The following is a 16,077-nucleotide window of genomic DNA, read 5'->3' as shown; positions in this document are numbered from 1 at the left end:
ATGACATCTTGACGACAGCGTAGGTCGCACATGACGACATCATTTCTGAGCGAACATGTTCATTTTCCTTGACAATTTTGCCATTGAGGCTGTCCACTAAGGCATCAGGCAGTAAAACCACAGCATTCGCGAGGTGTATTTTTTGGATATTAACGTTATGCTTCTATTTAGTGACAGCACTGATCCTACACTGGCTACAGTGTGTAAGTAAAAGAACGGCTAGGGCAGACCCAAAAAAGGAATCCATCATGGCATTGAGCGATGCTGCAAAGAAAGTTCAGGAAGCGTTGGTTGCTCGCGGTATTGAAACCCCAATGACGGCGACATCTCCGATGTCTTCTGAAGAACGAAAAGAAAAAATTGAATTTCATATGCGTGAAATTCTGCAGTCGATCGATTTAGACCTTACCGATGATAGTTTGGCCGAGACACCGGCGCGAATTGCGAAGATGTATGTCGATGAGATTTTCTCAGGCTTGGATTACGCGCAATTCCCCAAAGTCACCATGATTGAGAACAAGATGGGTTGCGATGAGATGGTGCGCGTTAAGGACATTTCAGTGACCAGCACCTGCGAGCATCACCTTGTTACCATTGATGGTCGGGCAACCGTCGCCTACCTTCCTAACCACAAAGTGCTTGGTCTGTCCAAGATAAACCGGATTGTGCGTTTCTTCTCTCAACGTCCGCAAGTGCAAGAGCGACTAACACGTCAGGTGTTGGTGGCATTGCAAACGCTGCTGGAAACCGAGGACGTAGCGGTGCGTATTGAAGCGACGCATTATTGCGTAAAATCTCGAGGTGTCATGGATGCCAATAGTGAGACGACCACCACCGCACTCGGTGGCTTGTTTAAGAAGAATGCCGCAACACGGGCTGAGTTTTTGCACGGGATTCAATAACGCCCATGCTCAGACGGCAGATGTTCAAAAAGCCCCACTCTGGTAACAGGCTGGGGCTTTTTTAGGGCGGTTAGCGTGGAGGCGTTAGCGGTTTGGTTTACTCAAACTGCCTCGCAATATCGTGGAACTGACGCACTTTATCTCGCAGCTGACGGCTTGCCTCGGAAACATCATTGACCTCGTTGAGGTTTTGCTGAGAAACCGATTCGATATCATGGATCTCTTTGCTAACGGCGGTGAAACTCTCTAATTGCGCTTGGGCAGAGTGGTGTGTTTCATTCGTGCGGCCGACCACATCCTCTATCGCATTTCTGACCGAGTGCAGGCTCGCAATACTGTGGTCCGTGGTATCAACACACGCTTGTGTCTGTTCGTGGCTTTCGTGAATCTGGTTTTGCCAATGCGAAATAGTGTTGTGCATGTCTTGGATTGAAGACTGGATTTGCTCCGTGGCTGTTTGCGTCCGACTGGAAAGCGCCCGCACTTCATCGGCAACAACGGCGAAGCCTCGGCCTTGCTCTCCGGCGCGTGCCGCTTCAATTGCCGCATTCAGCGCTAGCAAGTTAGTCTGCTCGGCAATCCCACTGATCTCACTCATTGACTCGGTCACTCGATCTGCGGTGGCAGACAGCTGTTGCGTCGCGGTGAGGGAGTTTTCAGATTGTTGAGAGAGGCTTTTTAATTGCTCGCCTGTCTGCTGTAACAAGGATTCGGTTTCTTTGCTTTGCTGCTGGACCGAGTGCAATAGTTCAACACTTTGCTGGGCGTTATCAGATACCCTGTTTGCCGATTCAGAGGCATGATCAATGTTACTGGCAATCGAGGAAATCTGGTGGCTTTGCTTATTGATAGCATTAGACACGCGTGTTGATAATGCACTCAACTCATCCGAAAATTGATTCAGTGACAGTGAAGCATCGAGCATACGTCCAAGAATAGTACGTATGCGGGCATTGAGCATTTTCACCTTGTAGTCAACCACCGAACTGAGCCCAGTCCCCGAGTAAATATAGCGGCTGATACTGTCGTAATTGGCTTGCACGCCGCGCGCGAGGGTTGGCAAGGTAAAGAGCTCGTCACGGAAGAGGGTACCAAGCACCAAAGGCATCGCAATGGCGCCCGCCACATCCCAGCCCGATATGGCGTTATCGAAAATAAGCGACACAGGGGCGGCGACCAGTCCCAACCCCATTAATGTGTACTTCAATGCCGCAGGAATATCGGCAACCGACAACTGCTTCATCGACTTGCCGTTTTTCTCTGCCCGACACAGGGTTTGGTAGATTTGCGCGGCGCGATGTTTGACGGCAGGATCAGGCTTCACCCTGACGGACTGATAGCCAGTGACTTGGCCTCGGTCATAAATGGGAGTGACATAGGCGTCTACCCAATAGTAATCGCCGTTTTTACAACGGTTTTTAACCATGCCGCGCCAAGGTTGGTTGGCTTTTAAGGCGCGCCACATATCTGCAAATGCCGCTTTGGGCATATCGGCGTGACGAATAATATTGTGAGGCGCGCCCGTCAGTTCCTCTTCATCGTAGCCAGCGATGCGAATAAACTCCGGGTTACAGTAGGTAATCACCCCGCGCTTATCAGTGGTCGAGACGAGGCGCTCATCGTCACCAAATACAACTTCATTATTGCTCATAGTCTTTATCTTTTTTGGTCACAGTTGATAAAAGCCTTGTTGGTTTTAGTGTAGTGGTTTCAGGCTTTCTATTAATAATTATGTTACTAAATTGTTTCTTTCTGGGCGTGGCCCATAAAAAAAGGGCCTTGCGGCCCTTTGTTTCAGTTTTAAGACAGCGGTGCTTAGTCTATAACCTTTGCGATGGCAGTGCAAAGTGGCACCATGTTGGTGTGCGTCATGCCTGCCACATTTAAACGGCCTGAGCCGACGATATACACGCCATGATCGGCTTTTAGTGCATTGACTTGGTCTTTATTGAGCCCAGAGAACGAGAACATGCCGTTTTGCTGCTCGATAAAGCTAAAGTCACGCGACACACCTTGCGCTTTCAATGTTTTGACAAATTCGGTACGCATGGTTTTGATGCGATCGCGCATGTCTGCTAGCTCTTGCAACCACTGCGCCTTGAGCGTCGCGTCGTTCAAGATGGTGGTCACTACGGCGGCGCCGTGAGCGGGTGGGTTAGAGTAAATAACGCGGGCAATGGTTTTCACCTGACTAAACGCTTTGGTGGCTTCTTCTTGATTACGGCCAACGAGCGTAAAGGCACCCACTCGCTCATTATACAAACCAAAGTTTTTCGAAAATGAGCTCGCGATAAGCAGCTCAGGACATACCTGAGTAAAAATACGTAAGCCGGCAGCATCCTCTTCGACACCAGTGGCAAAGCCTTGATAAGCAAAGTCGAACATCGGCAGCAGGCCTTTACGCTGACAGAGTTCCGCGAGGGTTTGCCACTCTTGCTCGGTAGGGTCGATGCCAGTCGGGTTATGGCAGCAGCCATGAAGGAGAACAACATCACCTGAGTTTGCTTTCTCAAGGTCAGCGACCATTGCTGCAAAGTCTTTATCGTTTTTCGCCGCATCGTAATAGCTGTATTCAGCTAAAGGAAGGCCAGCGGCAGTAAATACGCCCTTATGATTTGCCCAAGTTGGATTGCTGATCCAAACCGTGACATCGCCAAGATGACGTTTAATAAACTCGCCAGCCAAGCGAAGCGCACCGGTTCCACCTGGTGAGTGTGCGGTTTGCGCGCGTTTGTCGTTGATAACGTCAGCTTGCTCACCGAACAGCAGTTGTTGCACCGCGAGGCCATATTCGGCCGTGCCAGGAATGCTTAAGTAAGACTTGGTGCTTTCTCTGTCGAGAAGTAACGCTTCGGCTTTTTTGACAGAAGGGAGTACCGGCGTTTCGCCATGCTCGTTTTTGTAGACGCCTACCCCGAGATTGATTTTGTCTTCACGGGGGTCAGCTTTATATTCTTCAGTCAGTCCTAGAATAGGATCAGCGGGAGCGGCAGAGATTTTCTCAAACATTGGTGTCGTCCATGGTTATGATGAATGAAAGTCAAACTGGCTTTTTTATAACACTTGTCGAGAAGAATAGAAACCGAAGGACAAGCGGACCAGTCATGTGTTTTGCATTGGTTTATGCTGTAAAAGCAGTTTTTACGCGGAAAAAACACAAGAAAAAGGCTGCAATATGCAGCCTTTTGAATAGCAAACCGATTTAGAAGTTGGCATTGCGTGGCGAGCGAGGGAAAGGGATCACATCGCGAATGTTGCTCATTCCGGTTACGTAGGAAACGAGGCGCTCAAAGCCCAAACCAAAGCCTGAATGAGGGACTGTGCCATAGCGGCGCAGATCGCGGTACCACCAGAAATCTTCTTTCTCAAGGCCCATTTCTTCTAAGCGTTGGTCAAGTACATCAAGACGTTCTTCACGTTGAGAACCACCGATAATTTCGCCAATACCCGGTGCTAACACGTCCATCGCGGCAACGGTTTTGCCGTCATCGTTCATGCGCATGTAGAAGGCTTTAATGTCTTTCGGGTAGTTTTTAACGACCACCGGCGCATTAAAGTGCTCTTCTGCAAGATAGCGCTCGTGTTCAGACGCTAAATCGATTCCCCATTCAACTGGGAATTCGAATGTTTGGCCGCTGTTTTGCAAGATGGTGACCGCATCGGTGTAATCCACTTGGGCAAAATCTGCATTAACAAATTTTTCCAGACGCGTGAGCACGTCTTTGTTAATGCGTTGCTCAAAGAATTTCATGTCGTCTTGGCGCTCTTCAAGCACAGCTTTGAACACGTACTTAAGCATGGCTTCTGCCAAGGCCGCCGAATCATCCAGGTCGGCAAAGGCCACTTCTGGCTCAACCATCCAAAACTCCGCCAAGTGACGGCTGGTGTTTGAATTCTCCGCGCGGAAGGTTGGACCGAAGGTGTAGACTTTGCTCAACGCACAGGCATAGGTTTCAGCGTTTAACTGACCCGATACGGTCAAGAAGGCTTCTTTGCCAAAAAAGTCTTGGTCAAAGTCGACGTCGCCTTGCTCGGTTTTGGGCACATTGGCCAAGTCTAAGGTAGAGACGCGGAACATCTCGCCAGCACCTTCACAGTCTGAGGCGGTGATCAATGGCGCAGACATCCAGTAATAGCCTTGCTCATGGAAAAAGCGGTGGATCGCTTGTGACAAGGTGTGGCGAACCCGCGCCACCGCACCAATCACGTTTGAGCGTGGGCGCAAATGGGCCACTTCACGCAAGTATTCGATAGAATGACGTGTTTTCGCCATTGGATAGGTATCAGGGTCATCTACCCAACCGACGACTTTTACGGCTGTGGCTTGCAGCTCATAGGCTTGGCCTTTTCCTGGCGACTCTACCACGTTACCCGTGACTTCAACTGAGCAGCCAGCGGTCAAGCGAAGAACGTCTTGCTGATAATTATCCAGCTCATTAGGGACCACGGCCTGAATAGGGTCAAAACAAGAGCCATCGTAAATGGCAAGAAAAGAAATACCGGCTTTGGAATCTCGGCGTGACCGGACCCATCCACGCACAGTCACTTCAGTGTCGACTGCCGCCTTGCCGCGCAGGACGTCTACTACAGGCGCGTATGTCATAATTCGCTTCTATCTCCGTTTAGGGTAACGCGGTTATTCAGTGACAACCGCATCAGTCATTTTGCAAGTTAGGCTAGCAAGTTTACCTGTATCCTGTATAGCTTCAAGACTTGAGCGAGTCTGAGAGCTTAAATTGACCAATTAATCCCTCTAACTGCTCAACCAGTTGCTCAAGATTCGCGCTGATAGCTTTGACCTCATTGGCATTGCTGGCGGTATCGTTAGCATGGCTTTGGATTCGGCCAACTTGAGAGAGTAGGGCATCGGTCATTTGCGCTTGGTGTTCGCTTTGTTGGCTAATATCGTCCGCGTTGTTATTCACGGTGGTGACTTGCTCGGCGATATTGCCCAGCGCCTCAGAGAGAGCCATAACGGTTTCGCCGCGCTGATTAGCACTGTCACTGGTCGCTTCCACCGCTTGTGCTGAGGCTTCGCTACCTGCACATAGGTTTTCGATAATGGTCTGGATTTCTCCGGTTGCGTCGTGGCTGCGGCTGGCAAGGTTACGCACTTCTTCAGCAACCACCGCAAAACCACGGCCTTGTTCGCCAGCACGCGCGGCTTCGATAGCGGCATTTAACGCGAGCAAGTTGGTTTGTTCGGCAATTTCACGAATCACCCCCAGAATAGTGGTCACTTGCTGGCTTTGTTGATTCACATCCAAAATTTGGCTGCGCACCTGGCTTATATCTTCGACTAACTTGCGAATATCATTGGCGGCAACGTTAGCGAGATCACTGCCTTGGTTGGCGCTGGTGGCCGCTGATTCACTCAGCTGCGCGGCCTCTTGGGTGCGGTTTTGGATATCATGTTGGTGTTGTTGAACATTATCGATCGCTGATGACATATCATTGGTTTCGTGACGCTGGCTATCCGCTAATTGGTCGGTATGGCTAGAGACGCGAATCAAGTTCATCGCCTCGGCTGAAAGCGTCTCAGAGGTACGCTGAACTTGTTGCAAGCTGGCAGAGAAGTTATCAAGTAGCTGGTCACAGCTATCACATAGTTCACCGATTTCATCGCCTCGGGTATCGTTGAGACGCTCGGCCAGATTTTTATCATGGCTGGTACGTTTCATGAACGCAGAGACCCGCTTGAGCGGAGACACTACCCACCGACGGATCACCGTTAATGAGATCAGAAAACCGATCACAGCAATGCTTCCCATGATCCCGGCAGTAATGAGCATTTCTTTATCTATGGTGCCGTAAAGCGGCTCGAGATCGTACTCAAGGCGAATCACCCCCAGCACCGTCCCTTCTTCCGCCACGTGGCACTGCAGACAGTTAGTACCGCGGTAGTCGCTGCTTGCTTTCATTGGTAGGGCAACCACGAGTCCTTTTTCGCCATTGCTGTCGACGGTTTCAACGATGGTTTCACCGTCTAGGGCACGCTGATCAATCGCATCTTGCGGCGATTGTTCGGGGTTACCGGGGCCAAAAAAGCGAGTAATAGCGTCGGAGCGGATCACACGCGCCTCTTCAATACCTTCATGAGAAAGCATTTTTTCTCGTAAGGTATTTCGTTGGCTAATGGTGCCCGTCAACATCAACATGTTAAGGCTATCAAAGTAGTTAGAGGCTTTATCGAGCGTTTGCTGACTAACAATCGATGTCATCAGTGCCTTTTGCTGATGAGATTGGTAGGCCAAGGACGTGACGAGCACCAGAGCGAAAACAAGAAAAAGAGCAAGAAGAATTTTGCTCGCAAGGGTCATGCGCATGAGTCAACCATTTGTTATTAAGTTATAGAGTTATCAGTTATAGCCTGTAGCCACTATGTTAAACCCAGAGTGCGCAAGTAAGGGAGTCCCCATATAAAATGTGTGATTTCATCGACGTAAATCGTCCCGTTAGTGAGACACGAGTCCGCATTGTTGGCTGAATGCTAGGTTGGAATGTTACGTGCGCTTAGCCAGTGAGGAATGCGATTGAGTCATCCGGCTAATTTGAGTAGCATGCGGCCTCTTATTGTTGTTGGAAGAGATAAAATGACCACCGAGTTGTTTAAAGAGTTCACCTTTGAAGCGGCACACCACCTTCCTAATGTCCCTGAGGGACATAAGTGTGGTCGCTTACATGGACACTCTTTTATCGTGCGTTTGTACGTAGAAGGTGAGGTGGATCCTCACACAGGTTGGGTAATTGATTTTGCGGAAATCAAAGCGGCGTTTAAGCCTATCTATAACCGCCTTGATCATTATTATCTCAATGAGATTGAAGGGCTAGAGAATCCGACCAGCGAAGTACTCGCACAGTGGATTTGGCAACAAGTTAAGCCAAATTTACCCTTACTCAGTAAAGTGATGGTGAAAGAGACCTGCACCGCCGGCTGTACCTATTACGGTGACTGAGTGTCGTGGCGCTGCGCGAGTCACGCGGTTTTGAGTAACGGCGACCCAAGCCGTTGCTCTCCATGCTCAGGCAATCGACAGATACTTATGTGTCTGTATCGATAGGCGCCAGCCTCGTTGAATGCAAGTATCAATGCACAGCTGGGTCGCGCGCGCTTTTTGGCTCACGGGCTGTAATGCAATCGTTGCTGTATCAGCCGGTGGGCAGGCGGCGAGTAGCGCATCAAGCTGATCGATGTCTTTTTCTGTGCCGACCGGGTGCTTTACCTCATTCGCCCGCGCCATCGCTTCCTTAAGCACTGGCAACTTCCCTCGCATATTGATTTTCGGAGACACAGTGACCCACGTATTGGCGGATGCGTGGATAGGGTAGGTGCCGCTCGTTTCTATTTGGCATTGGCACCCTGCCGCTTCTAGCGCATGGGTTAACGGCCTTAAGTCATAAAGACAAGGTTCGCCACCGGTAATCACAATATGGCGCGCGTGGTAGCGGCTTAAAATGTCGGCGGTAATCGCATTGCCATCAAGCCAGCACCAAGCGGGAGAATCCTCAGATTTATCAATAATAAAAATTTTGTCTTTCTGATCTTTCTCATCGGTTTCCCAAGTTTGCTTGGTATCGCACCAGGCGCAACCGACAGGACACCCTTGTAAGCGAACAAAGACAGAGGGAACCCCTGTAAACGTGCCTTCACCCTGAATGGTTTCAAATATTTCGTTGACTCGGTACATGATGGTTTATAGCGATAGATATAAAGCGCCACATTATGCCAATGAATACGACTGAGATCTTGTTTTTTCACGCGTGATTAGCCTTTGAACAGCGTTACTGTTTAAGCGGGTTTTGTGAGTTTGTGCGCGATTTCATCGATCTAAAGTGACCCACATCACGGGGTAGCAGCTTGCTGCTTCACAATTAGTTCGCGAAGTAAAAAAATTCACGGAGATAGGTGATATCAGGGGTATCACCATGGCCAAGCAGTTATAGGACAAGGCATGATTATTGGGCAGCCGGGACATATCGACCACATTAAGCGTAAAAATGCGGGCACGATTTATAATTTGATCGACCGCTTTGCGCCGATTTCTCGGATTGAGCTTTCGAAGCGCAGTCAATTGGCGCCTGCCAGTATTACCAAAATTGTCCGAGAGTTGATGGATGCGCACTTGGTCAAAGAAACACAAATACAGGGCACCAGCATGCGTGGCCGGCCCGCTGTTGGTCTGGTGCTGGACAATGAAGGCTGGCAGTTCTTATCGATGCGCCTTGGCCGTGGTTATCTCACTATGGCATTGCACTCACTGAGTAGTGAAATCCTTATTCAAGAACGCCATGAAATTGATGTCATGGCGCAGGATGCCTTGCTTTCCACGGTGGTTGAATACGTAAAAGCCTTTTTCTCACGCCACCAACAAACGGTTGATCGTGTTACCAGCATTGCGGTCTCGCTCCCGGGCTTGGTGAACAGCGCCCAAGGTACAGTGATCCAAATGCCGCATTTTGAGGTTGACCATATGCCGCTGGGGCCCGTGTTGCATCGTGAGACCGGGCTGCCCGTATTTGTGGGCAATGATACACGCTCGTGGGCGCTGGCAGAGAAGTTATTTGGCAACGCAAAAGAATCCGATAGCGCGGTACTGGTTGCGGTTCACAATGGCGTCGGCGCGGGGATCATGCTGGAGGGAAAGGTACTCCAGGGGCGTGTTGGCAATGTGGGCGAGCTTGGTCATATTCAGGTTAAGCCTTTTGGTAAACGCTGTTTTTGTGGTAACTATGGTTGCCTGGAAACGGTCGCCAGTCTTTCTGCCGTGTATGAACAGGTACAGACGCTGCTCGATGAGGGGCACGCGAGCCAGTTACAGGGGAAACCGTTAACCATAGAAGCAATCTGTGATGCGGCAGTGGCAGGCGATGGACTCGCACATCAGGTGATTACGGAGTTGGGGCATCATCTGGGTACGGCTATTGCGATTGTGGTGAATTTATTCAACCCAGAAAAAATACTCTTCGGCGGCGAGTTTAATCGTGCCAAGAGCGTGCTTTATCCGGCGATTATGGAGTGCTTAAAGACGCAAACCATCCCACTGTATAGTAAGCACCTCGTGTTGGAAGAAAGCTATTTTTATACCCAGGCCACCATGCCGGGCGCCGCGATGGTCAAACAAGCCATGTACGATGGCAACTTACTGATGAAGGTTCTGGAGGGGTAGATCGCGAGATTGGGACACTGGAAAGACGACAGTCAATAACGGCCTAAGCGCCTAGGCCAGCGATAAAAAAAGCAGGTGACGTGCACCTGCTTTTTTGAAAGTGTTTCTTTAAATAGCCATGTTAACTATTTTTTCTTTCTTCGGCCATGCAAGCTGCCGCGGTAAATACCACATCCGTTGAGCTGTTGAGCCCTGTTTCTGCGGAATCTTGCAAGACGCCAATGGTAAAGCCAATTCCCACGACTTGCATGGCAATCTCTTGTGGGATCCCAAACAAGTTACAGGCCAGTGGGATCAGCAGCAGTGATCCGCCGGCCACACCGGATGCACCACAGGCCGATACCGCCGCGACAATACTTAGTAGCACCGCAGTGGCGATGTCCACCTCAATGCCCAGCGTATGGACCGCCGCTAACGTTAATACCGTAATGGTGATCGCCGCACCGCCCATGTTGATGGTTGCACCCAGTGGAATAGACACTGAGTAGGTGTCTTCATCCAAATCAAGACGGCGGCACAGTTGCATATTCACCGGGATGTTAGCCGCTGAACTACGGGTAAAGAAGGCGGTTATGCCACTTTCACGTAGGCATTTTAAAACCAGTGGGTATGGGTTTTGACCTGTTTTGAAGTACACAATCGCTGGGTTAACCACGAGTGCGATGGTGAACATACTACCCAATAGCACACCGAGAAGGTGCACATAGCCCGCGAGGGCATCAAAACCACTTTTAGCCAGTGTGCTCGCGACCAAGCCGAAGATACCCAAAGGTGCAAAACGGATCACAAAGCGCACGATCATCGACACGCCTTCTGACACGTCGGAAAACACGCGTTTGGTTTCGTTTGATGCATGGTGTAGGGCAATCCCTAAACCAATCGCCCAGGCTAGGATCCCGATATAGTTGCCGTTCATCAATGCGCTAACGGGATTATCCACGATATTGAAAAGCAGCGTATTCAATACCTGGCCAATCCCTTCAGGTGGTGTGATGCTGGCATCTGTGGTCGCAAATTCCAGGGTCGTGGGGAACAAGAAGCTCATGGTGACTGCCGTCAGCGAGGCAGCAAGCGTACCGACAAGGTACAGACCAATAATAGGGCGCATATTGGCGCGCTGCCCTTGTTTTTGGTTAGCAATGGAAGCCGCCACTAAAACGAAGACCAAAATGGGGGCAACGGCTTTCAACGCGCTGACAAAGAGTTGTCCGAACAGTCCTGCATTCGCTGCCCACTCAGGAGACAGGTATGCAAGGACACCACCGGCAAGAATACCGACAAGGATTTGAAGTACCAACGAGTTGCCTCGGCTGACACTGGCGAGTTGTGTTTGACTCATGTGACTCTCACTTCACTGTGTTTATTATCAATGGCTGTTAATGAATCGTTAGAAGTGACGAATTAAACCAGTTTGATTCACCCGATGTAAAGGGAAAATTACTACTTTGCACTAGTTATGTAGGACTGAGCCGGAGAGTTGTCATTAAGTAAAGGTTTACCAGGTGTAATTATTCTGTTACCGCCACGAGATTAATGGCGATAATGGAGAGCATCGCCGAGCAAATGCACGCATTCCGTTGGCTCTTTAGCATAAAAAAAGGCGGCTTCGCAGCCGCCAGAAGGATAACAACTAACACAGAATTTTTTAGTAAATCGCATGTCCCACGGTATTGAGTAGTTTGCTCACACCTTTGGTGAAATAAAGCGGTGCATCGGCCACCGTGTAGCACAAACACCCTTGTTTGGTGAATGGCGTATGATGATGGCGACTATCGAGCAAAATAAAATCACCCGGTACGTATTCGCCACTTTCATCCTCGAACGTACCATCAAGCAAAAGAGTTAACTCATAGCCTTTGTGCGTGTGCGCAGGCACCGAGCCGCCCTCATCAATATGGAGGAAGCTGGCACGTGTTGCCCCTTCATCAAGGTTCAACCGGGCGCGCTGCACTTTGCCAAAAGATGACCAGTTAGAATCACTAAAGCGCTGTAGCGCGCGTGGCAACGTGTAGGTCTTGTTACTCACACTGATTTGTGTTAAACGGACTGGTGTTTGCGCATCGACGGCACCATCATTGGCCGCTGCATCTTCGAAAATGGCAGCAAGCATTTCGTCTTCAGCCGCATAATCCCAATCAGCAACGGTTATTTCTTCCTCGTCGAACGCTGAATCTGCAAGCGAGGCTTCTGCAGCGGCGACATATGCCTGGCATTCCTGGCAAAGCTCAACATGTGCTGACAACGCAATCGCCATCGAGGTGGGCAGTTTGCCAGCGGCAAACGCGTCAAGTAAGTCGGTCGATGGGTGATATTTAATCATTGTTTAACCTCCAGGTGATTGCGGAGCTTTTCCAGACCTAAACGCAATCGGGATTTTACGGTGCCCAACGGCACGTTTAACTGTTCTGACAACTCTTGGTGAGTAAGTTGTTTCAGGTACACGCCTCTCACCACTTGTTGTTGCACGTCGGGTAACTCATCAATGAACGACAGCAACTCTTGATCCATCATATATTGCGCACCAGCATCCGACTCATTGTCCTGCTGGCCAGATTCGAGCACGGGCCAAATATCATCACTGAAGTTGTCTTCCCGGTTCGATTGCACCTTACGCAACATGTCAAAGCTAATGTTACGCATGATGGTAAAGACCCACGTCGTCGCTGCGCCTTTATCGGCGTTGTACAAATGCGCTTTTCGCCACACAACCAACATGGTTTCCTGCACAAGCTCCATCGCTTGCCCGTCAGCACGGAGATGCTTGGAGCCGTAAGAGCGAATCTTAGGGCCAAAAAACCGAAACAGGCGCTCGAAAGCAACACGGTCACGGTCTTCCGAGACTTTTAATAATAATGCAGACAACTCTTCCTTCGTCACGTCAGTCATGTTGGCACGCGTGTCCCGTCTGGAAATGGTGGTCTCAGTATACATGGTTTGTGGCGCAGTCATAGTTGAGTCCTATCTGTCGTAGCCGTCCATTTGGCTACCAATACGTGGGTAGCAGTGATTGGATCACTCGACTTCCTCTTCGAGCAGCTGACTGATAAATTGTTTCGCTTCTTCTGCTGACTCTTGAGCAATAAACCATTGTTTTTGCGCATTAGAAAGCGGCAAAATTTCGAGCCAGCGCTGACAGCTCCAGGTTAAATCTTCGAAATGAGGCGCTTCATATTGTTCTGCGTGTTCAGGGTGAGCGGCAAAGACGTGTTTGAGCCCTGAGGCGATACGCGCTTTGTCGTCGGCTTGCGCCTCACCCAAATGCTCATCATGAGGCCAATCATTGAGGGCGCGCACATCGCCTACCCAAAGTTTATCCGCTTCTTGGTCCGTCGACATAATTTCTACCCGCTGGCGACCGGCGATCGTGATCCCCAGCAAGCCGTCGGGCAGTGTTTCGAAATCGACGATGTCGACTAAGGTGCCGTACTTGTAAAGACGCTTTCCCTGCATCATTGCCAGCACAAATCCTTCTTGATTCGCTGAGCACTCACGGACGAGGCGTAAATAACGAGGTTCAAAAATGCGCAGTTTGGCTCTGCCTCCCGGTAACAAAAACAGGGGCAAAGGAAACAGCTTAGTCATACTCATGCCTCCTTATATCGATTTAACATGCCCTCCATTACGCGTAGGACAATGGATGCGATCAAGCCGGCCCTTGTATCAAGCTAATCGTATTGACATTAATCATCTATATGGCACTCTGGATGTCTAAATGGCCAATTAGCAAGGTAAAGGGAATGAAGATAAAACAACTCAGCGCAAGTCTCGCGATACTTCTCGCGGCGGTATTCCTCTCAGGGTGTTCCGACCAAACTGAAACCATTAAAATTGGCGCAACGGTCGGTCCCCACGCGCAAGTGGTTGAATCGGTGGCTGAGCAAGCGAAAGAGGAAGGGATTGATGTTGAAGTCGTAGAGTTCTCTGATTACATCTCGCCTAATGCAGGGTTAGCGGATGGTAGTTTGGATTTAAATAGTTATCAGCATCAGCCGTTTCTCGACAATTTCAATCAAAACCACGATAGCGAGTTGGTAGCGATTGGTCGCTCAATCTTAATGCGGATGGGGATTTATTCTGACAAAGTCGACAAGGTCGAGGCGTTAGCGAATGGCGCACAAATTGCGATCCCCAATGATCCCACAAATGCGGGTCGCGCGCTGTTATTGCTGGAAGACGCAGGATTGATTACGTTGGCTGACAATGTTGGCTTTAAAGCCACGCTGCAAGATGTTCAATCCAACCCTAAACAGCTCGAATTTGTGGAAGTAGAAGCGGCACAGCTGCCTCGCAGTTTGCAAGATGTCGATGCCGCGGCGATTACCATGAATTATGTGATGTCATCAGGGCTCGATCCGAGCGAGCAGGGCATTTTCTTGGAATCTAAAGATGCGCCTCTCGCCGTTATGGTGGTGGCCGTACGCAAAGACGATCAAGATAACCCGACGTATCAGCGACTACTCGCGTTATTCCAGTCCGACAAAACACGTCAGTTTTTGCAAGATACCTTTAATGGCACCATAGAGCCTGCGTTTTAATTTATTGTCACCCAGTGAAATCGGCCAGTGCAATGCTGGCCGATAGCCAAACGTCACTATTTGTTTACCACTCATACAGTTATTACTGTTACCATAGTGATCTATCGGTGATCCACAATGTGCTAGGATCGCGACGTCTACCTCCCCACATCAATAAAACGCATAGGAAACTGGATGCAATCGGCTAGTCGCCCATTTAATTGGTCGCCCGTATTGCTGGCATGCCTGACCGTCAGTATTGGGCAATTCAGCATGGGCTTAGTATTTCCGTCTTTGCCCTGGATCGCCCGAGATTTCAACCTCAGTATGGACAATGTCCAACTGCTTATCTCTGCCTATCTACTTGGCTTTGGACCATCACAGTTTATCTATGGGCCTATCTCAGATGCGCTTGGCCGTCGCCGCGTGTTGTTAGCCGGTGTGTTGCTTTCACTGATTGGCTTAACCGTGATGGTGAGTTTTAGCGCCAGCTTCACTGGCCTAGTCATTGGCCGCTGCATCCAAGGAATGGGGACCGGCTGCTGTGCCGTGCTTTCGCGTGCCTTTACCCGTGACTCTTATTCTGGGGATCAACTACCGCAAGCCATGTCATATTTGATCATGGTGGCGTCGTTGACCCCGATTGTGGCGCCCGTTATTGGCGGGTTTGTTAACCACAATCTAGGCTGGCTGGCGATCTTTATTTTGCTGATGGTGTACACCAGCTTGGTGTGGTGCGTACTGTTTTTCCTGTTTAAAGAAAGCATGCATACTCGTTCACCGTTGCCCAATGTGAAGGTGATCCTCGGCCGTTATGGCGCACTACTAAAAACGCCATACTTTCTCTATTTCGCCAGTATTAGCTGGGTGAATTTTACCTTGGTGATCACCACGGTGTCGCTGATGCCATTTTTAATGCAAGAGCGCATCGGTATGACCTCGGATCAATATGCGCTGTGGGCGCTTATTCCGACCTGTGGCTTATTGTTGGGGAGTGCGCTAGTTTCGCGCATTCGTCCGCGTTTGGGCACCAAGCGTATGCTGTTGATGGCACCGGTGATGCAGCTCATTTCTGCGGTTTGGTTATGGCTCACCCCGATGGACCCGTTACTGCTGATGATTGGGCAGTTCTTTATGGTGTTTGGCAACGGGATTGCGCTGCCGTGCGCCCAATCGCAGGTGATGCAACCTTACTCTAACCAAGCCGGCACCGTCGCTGCGCTCTCCGGTGGTGGACAGATGATTATTTCTGCGTTGATGAGTATGGCGCTATTGAGCTTGGGCGTTAGCGAAGCATGGCACCTTGGTGTGGTAGTGGGTGTGTGCGCGCTGCTTTCCGTACACAATATCTTCCGCGGTTTTGCGGCACCGAAAGTCAACGTGGCCAGTACCCCGAGTGAGGCATCATGACAAATACATGGTCCGAAAAGGATGACAACCATCGCTAGCGCCATCGCCGTTAATGACACAATTTGACGGAATACGGAATACGGA

Annotated in this window: 14 protein-coding genes; 5 read left to right on the top strand and 9 right to left on the bottom strand. The window is 49.9% G+C overall.

Going from position 1 to position 16,077, the window contains the following annotated elements:
- Positions 1-245 precede the first annotated feature (245 nt).
- Positions 246-902 carry a GTP cyclohydrolase I FolE gene (folE, locus tag EHW56_RS02250; RefSeq protein WP_046073073.1) on the top strand — a complete coding sequence of 219 codons (657 nt, stop codon included), beginning with the start codon at positions 246-248 and terminating at the stop codon, positions 900-902.
- Positions 903-999: 97 nt separating this feature from the next.
- Here folE and EHW56_RS02245 read toward each other — a convergent pair whose 3' ends face one another.
- The 4 genes from EHW56_RS02245 to EHW56_RS02230 form a co-directional block, all read right to left on the bottom strand.
- The gene (locus EHW56_RS02245; protein WP_152800397.1) at positions 1,000-2,553 is read right to left on the bottom strand and encodes a PAS domain-containing methyl-accepting chemotaxis protein; all 1,554 of its coding nucleotides are present in this window, start codon (positions 2,551-2,553) and stop codon (positions 1,000-1,002) included.
- 164 nt (positions 2,554-2,717) lie between these two features.
- Positions 2,718-3,911 (bottom strand): amino acid aminotransferase, encoded by a 1,194-nt coding sequence (locus EHW56_RS02240; RefSeq protein ID WP_152799127.1) that lies wholly within the window; start codon positions 3,909-3,911, stop codon positions 2,718-2,720.
- A 193-nt stretch (positions 3,912-4,104) separates the two neighbouring features.
- On the bottom strand, positions 4,105-5,505 hold the full coding sequence (gene asnS, locus EHW56_RS02235; RefSeq protein ID WP_046073077.1) for an asparagine--tRNA ligase: 1,401 nt from the start codon (positions 5,503-5,505) through the stop codon (positions 4,105-4,107).
- 103 nt (positions 5,506-5,608) lie between these two features.
- Positions 5,609-7,228 (bottom strand): methyl-accepting chemotaxis protein, encoded by a 1,620-nt coding sequence (locus EHW56_RS02230; protein WP_046073078.1) that lies wholly within the window; start codon positions 7,226-7,228, stop codon positions 5,609-5,611.
- Between the two features lie 267 nt (positions 7,229-7,495).
- On the opposite strand from EHW56_RS02230, the gene queD reads away from it, so the two are divergent.
- Positions 7,496-7,858, top strand: a complete 363-nt coding sequence (gene queD, locus EHW56_RS02225) for a 6-carboxytetrahydropterin synthase QueD (RefSeq protein WP_046073079.1) — start codon at positions 7,496-7,498, stop codon at positions 7,856-7,858.
- A gap of 66 nt (positions 7,859-7,924) precedes the next feature.
- Here the strand turns inward: queD and queE are convergent, their stop codons facing one another.
- Positions 7,925-8,590: a 7-carboxy-7-deazaguanine synthase QueE gene (gene queE / locus EHW56_RS02220; protein WP_152799125.1), complete on the bottom strand. Its 666-nt coding sequence runs from the start codon at positions 8,588-8,590 to the stop codon at positions 7,925-7,927.
- Positions 8,591-8,854: 264 nt separating this feature from the next.
- On the opposite strand from queE, the gene EHW56_RS02215 reads away from it, so the two are divergent.
- On the top strand, positions 8,855-10,069 hold the full coding sequence (locus EHW56_RS02215; RefSeq protein ID WP_077579053.1) for an ROK family transcriptional regulator: 1,215 nt from the start codon (positions 8,855-8,857) through the stop codon (positions 10,067-10,069).
- A gap of 121 nt (positions 10,070-10,190) precedes the next feature.
- Here EHW56_RS02215 and sstT read toward each other — a convergent pair whose 3' ends face one another.
- The 4 genes from sstT to EHW56_RS02195 form a co-directional block, all read right to left on the bottom strand.
- Positions 10,191-11,408, bottom strand: a complete 1,218-nt coding sequence (sstT, locus tag EHW56_RS02210) for a serine/threonine transporter SstT (RefSeq protein WP_046073082.1) — start codon at positions 11,406-11,408, stop codon at positions 10,191-10,193.
- A 306-nt stretch (positions 11,409-11,714) separates the two neighbouring features.
- Positions 11,715-12,389 (bottom strand): ChrR family anti-sigma-E factor, encoded by a 675-nt coding sequence (locus EHW56_RS02205; protein WP_152799122.1) that lies wholly within the window; start codon positions 12,387-12,389, stop codon positions 11,715-11,717.
- Entirely contained in the window at positions 12,386-12,955 is a 570-nt protein-coding gene (locus tag EHW56_RS02200) for a sigma-70 family RNA polymerase sigma factor (RefSeq protein WP_108743076.1), read from the bottom strand. Before EHW56_RS02200 ends, EHW56_RS02205 begins: the two co-directional genes overlap by 4 nt.
- Before the next feature lie 126 nt (positions 12,956-13,081).
- On the bottom strand, positions 13,082-13,651 hold the full coding sequence (locus EHW56_RS02195; protein WP_046073085.1) for an LON peptidase substrate-binding domain-containing protein: 570 nt from the start codon (positions 13,649-13,651) through the stop codon (positions 13,082-13,084).
- 155 nt (positions 13,652-13,806) lie between these two features.
- Between EHW56_RS02195 and EHW56_RS02190 the strand changes: the two genes are divergently transcribed.
- Together EHW56_RS02190 and EHW56_RS02185 are read left to right on the top strand one after the other, a co-directional pair.
- Entirely contained in the window at positions 13,807-14,604 is a 798-nt protein-coding gene (locus tag EHW56_RS02190; protein WP_152799119.1) for a MetQ/NlpA family ABC transporter substrate-binding protein, read from the top strand.
- Positions 14,605-14,778: 174 nt separating this feature from the next.
- A complete protein-coding gene (locus tag EHW56_RS02185) occupies positions 14,779-15,993 on the top strand; it encodes a multidrug effflux MFS transporter (protein ID WP_046073087.1) in 1,215 nt (404 codons plus the stop codon).
- Positions 15,994-16,077: the final 84 nt, after the last annotated feature.

It is taken from the genome of Salinivibrio sp. VGrn1, from assembly GCF_009377995.1.
Taxonomy (GTDB): Bacteria; Pseudomonadota; Gammaproteobacteria; order Enterobacterales; family Vibrionaceae; genus Salinivibrio; species Salinivibrio siamensis.
Note: the sequence above shows the minus strand (reverse complement) of the source record. Positions and strands in the feature narration are given on the sequence as shown.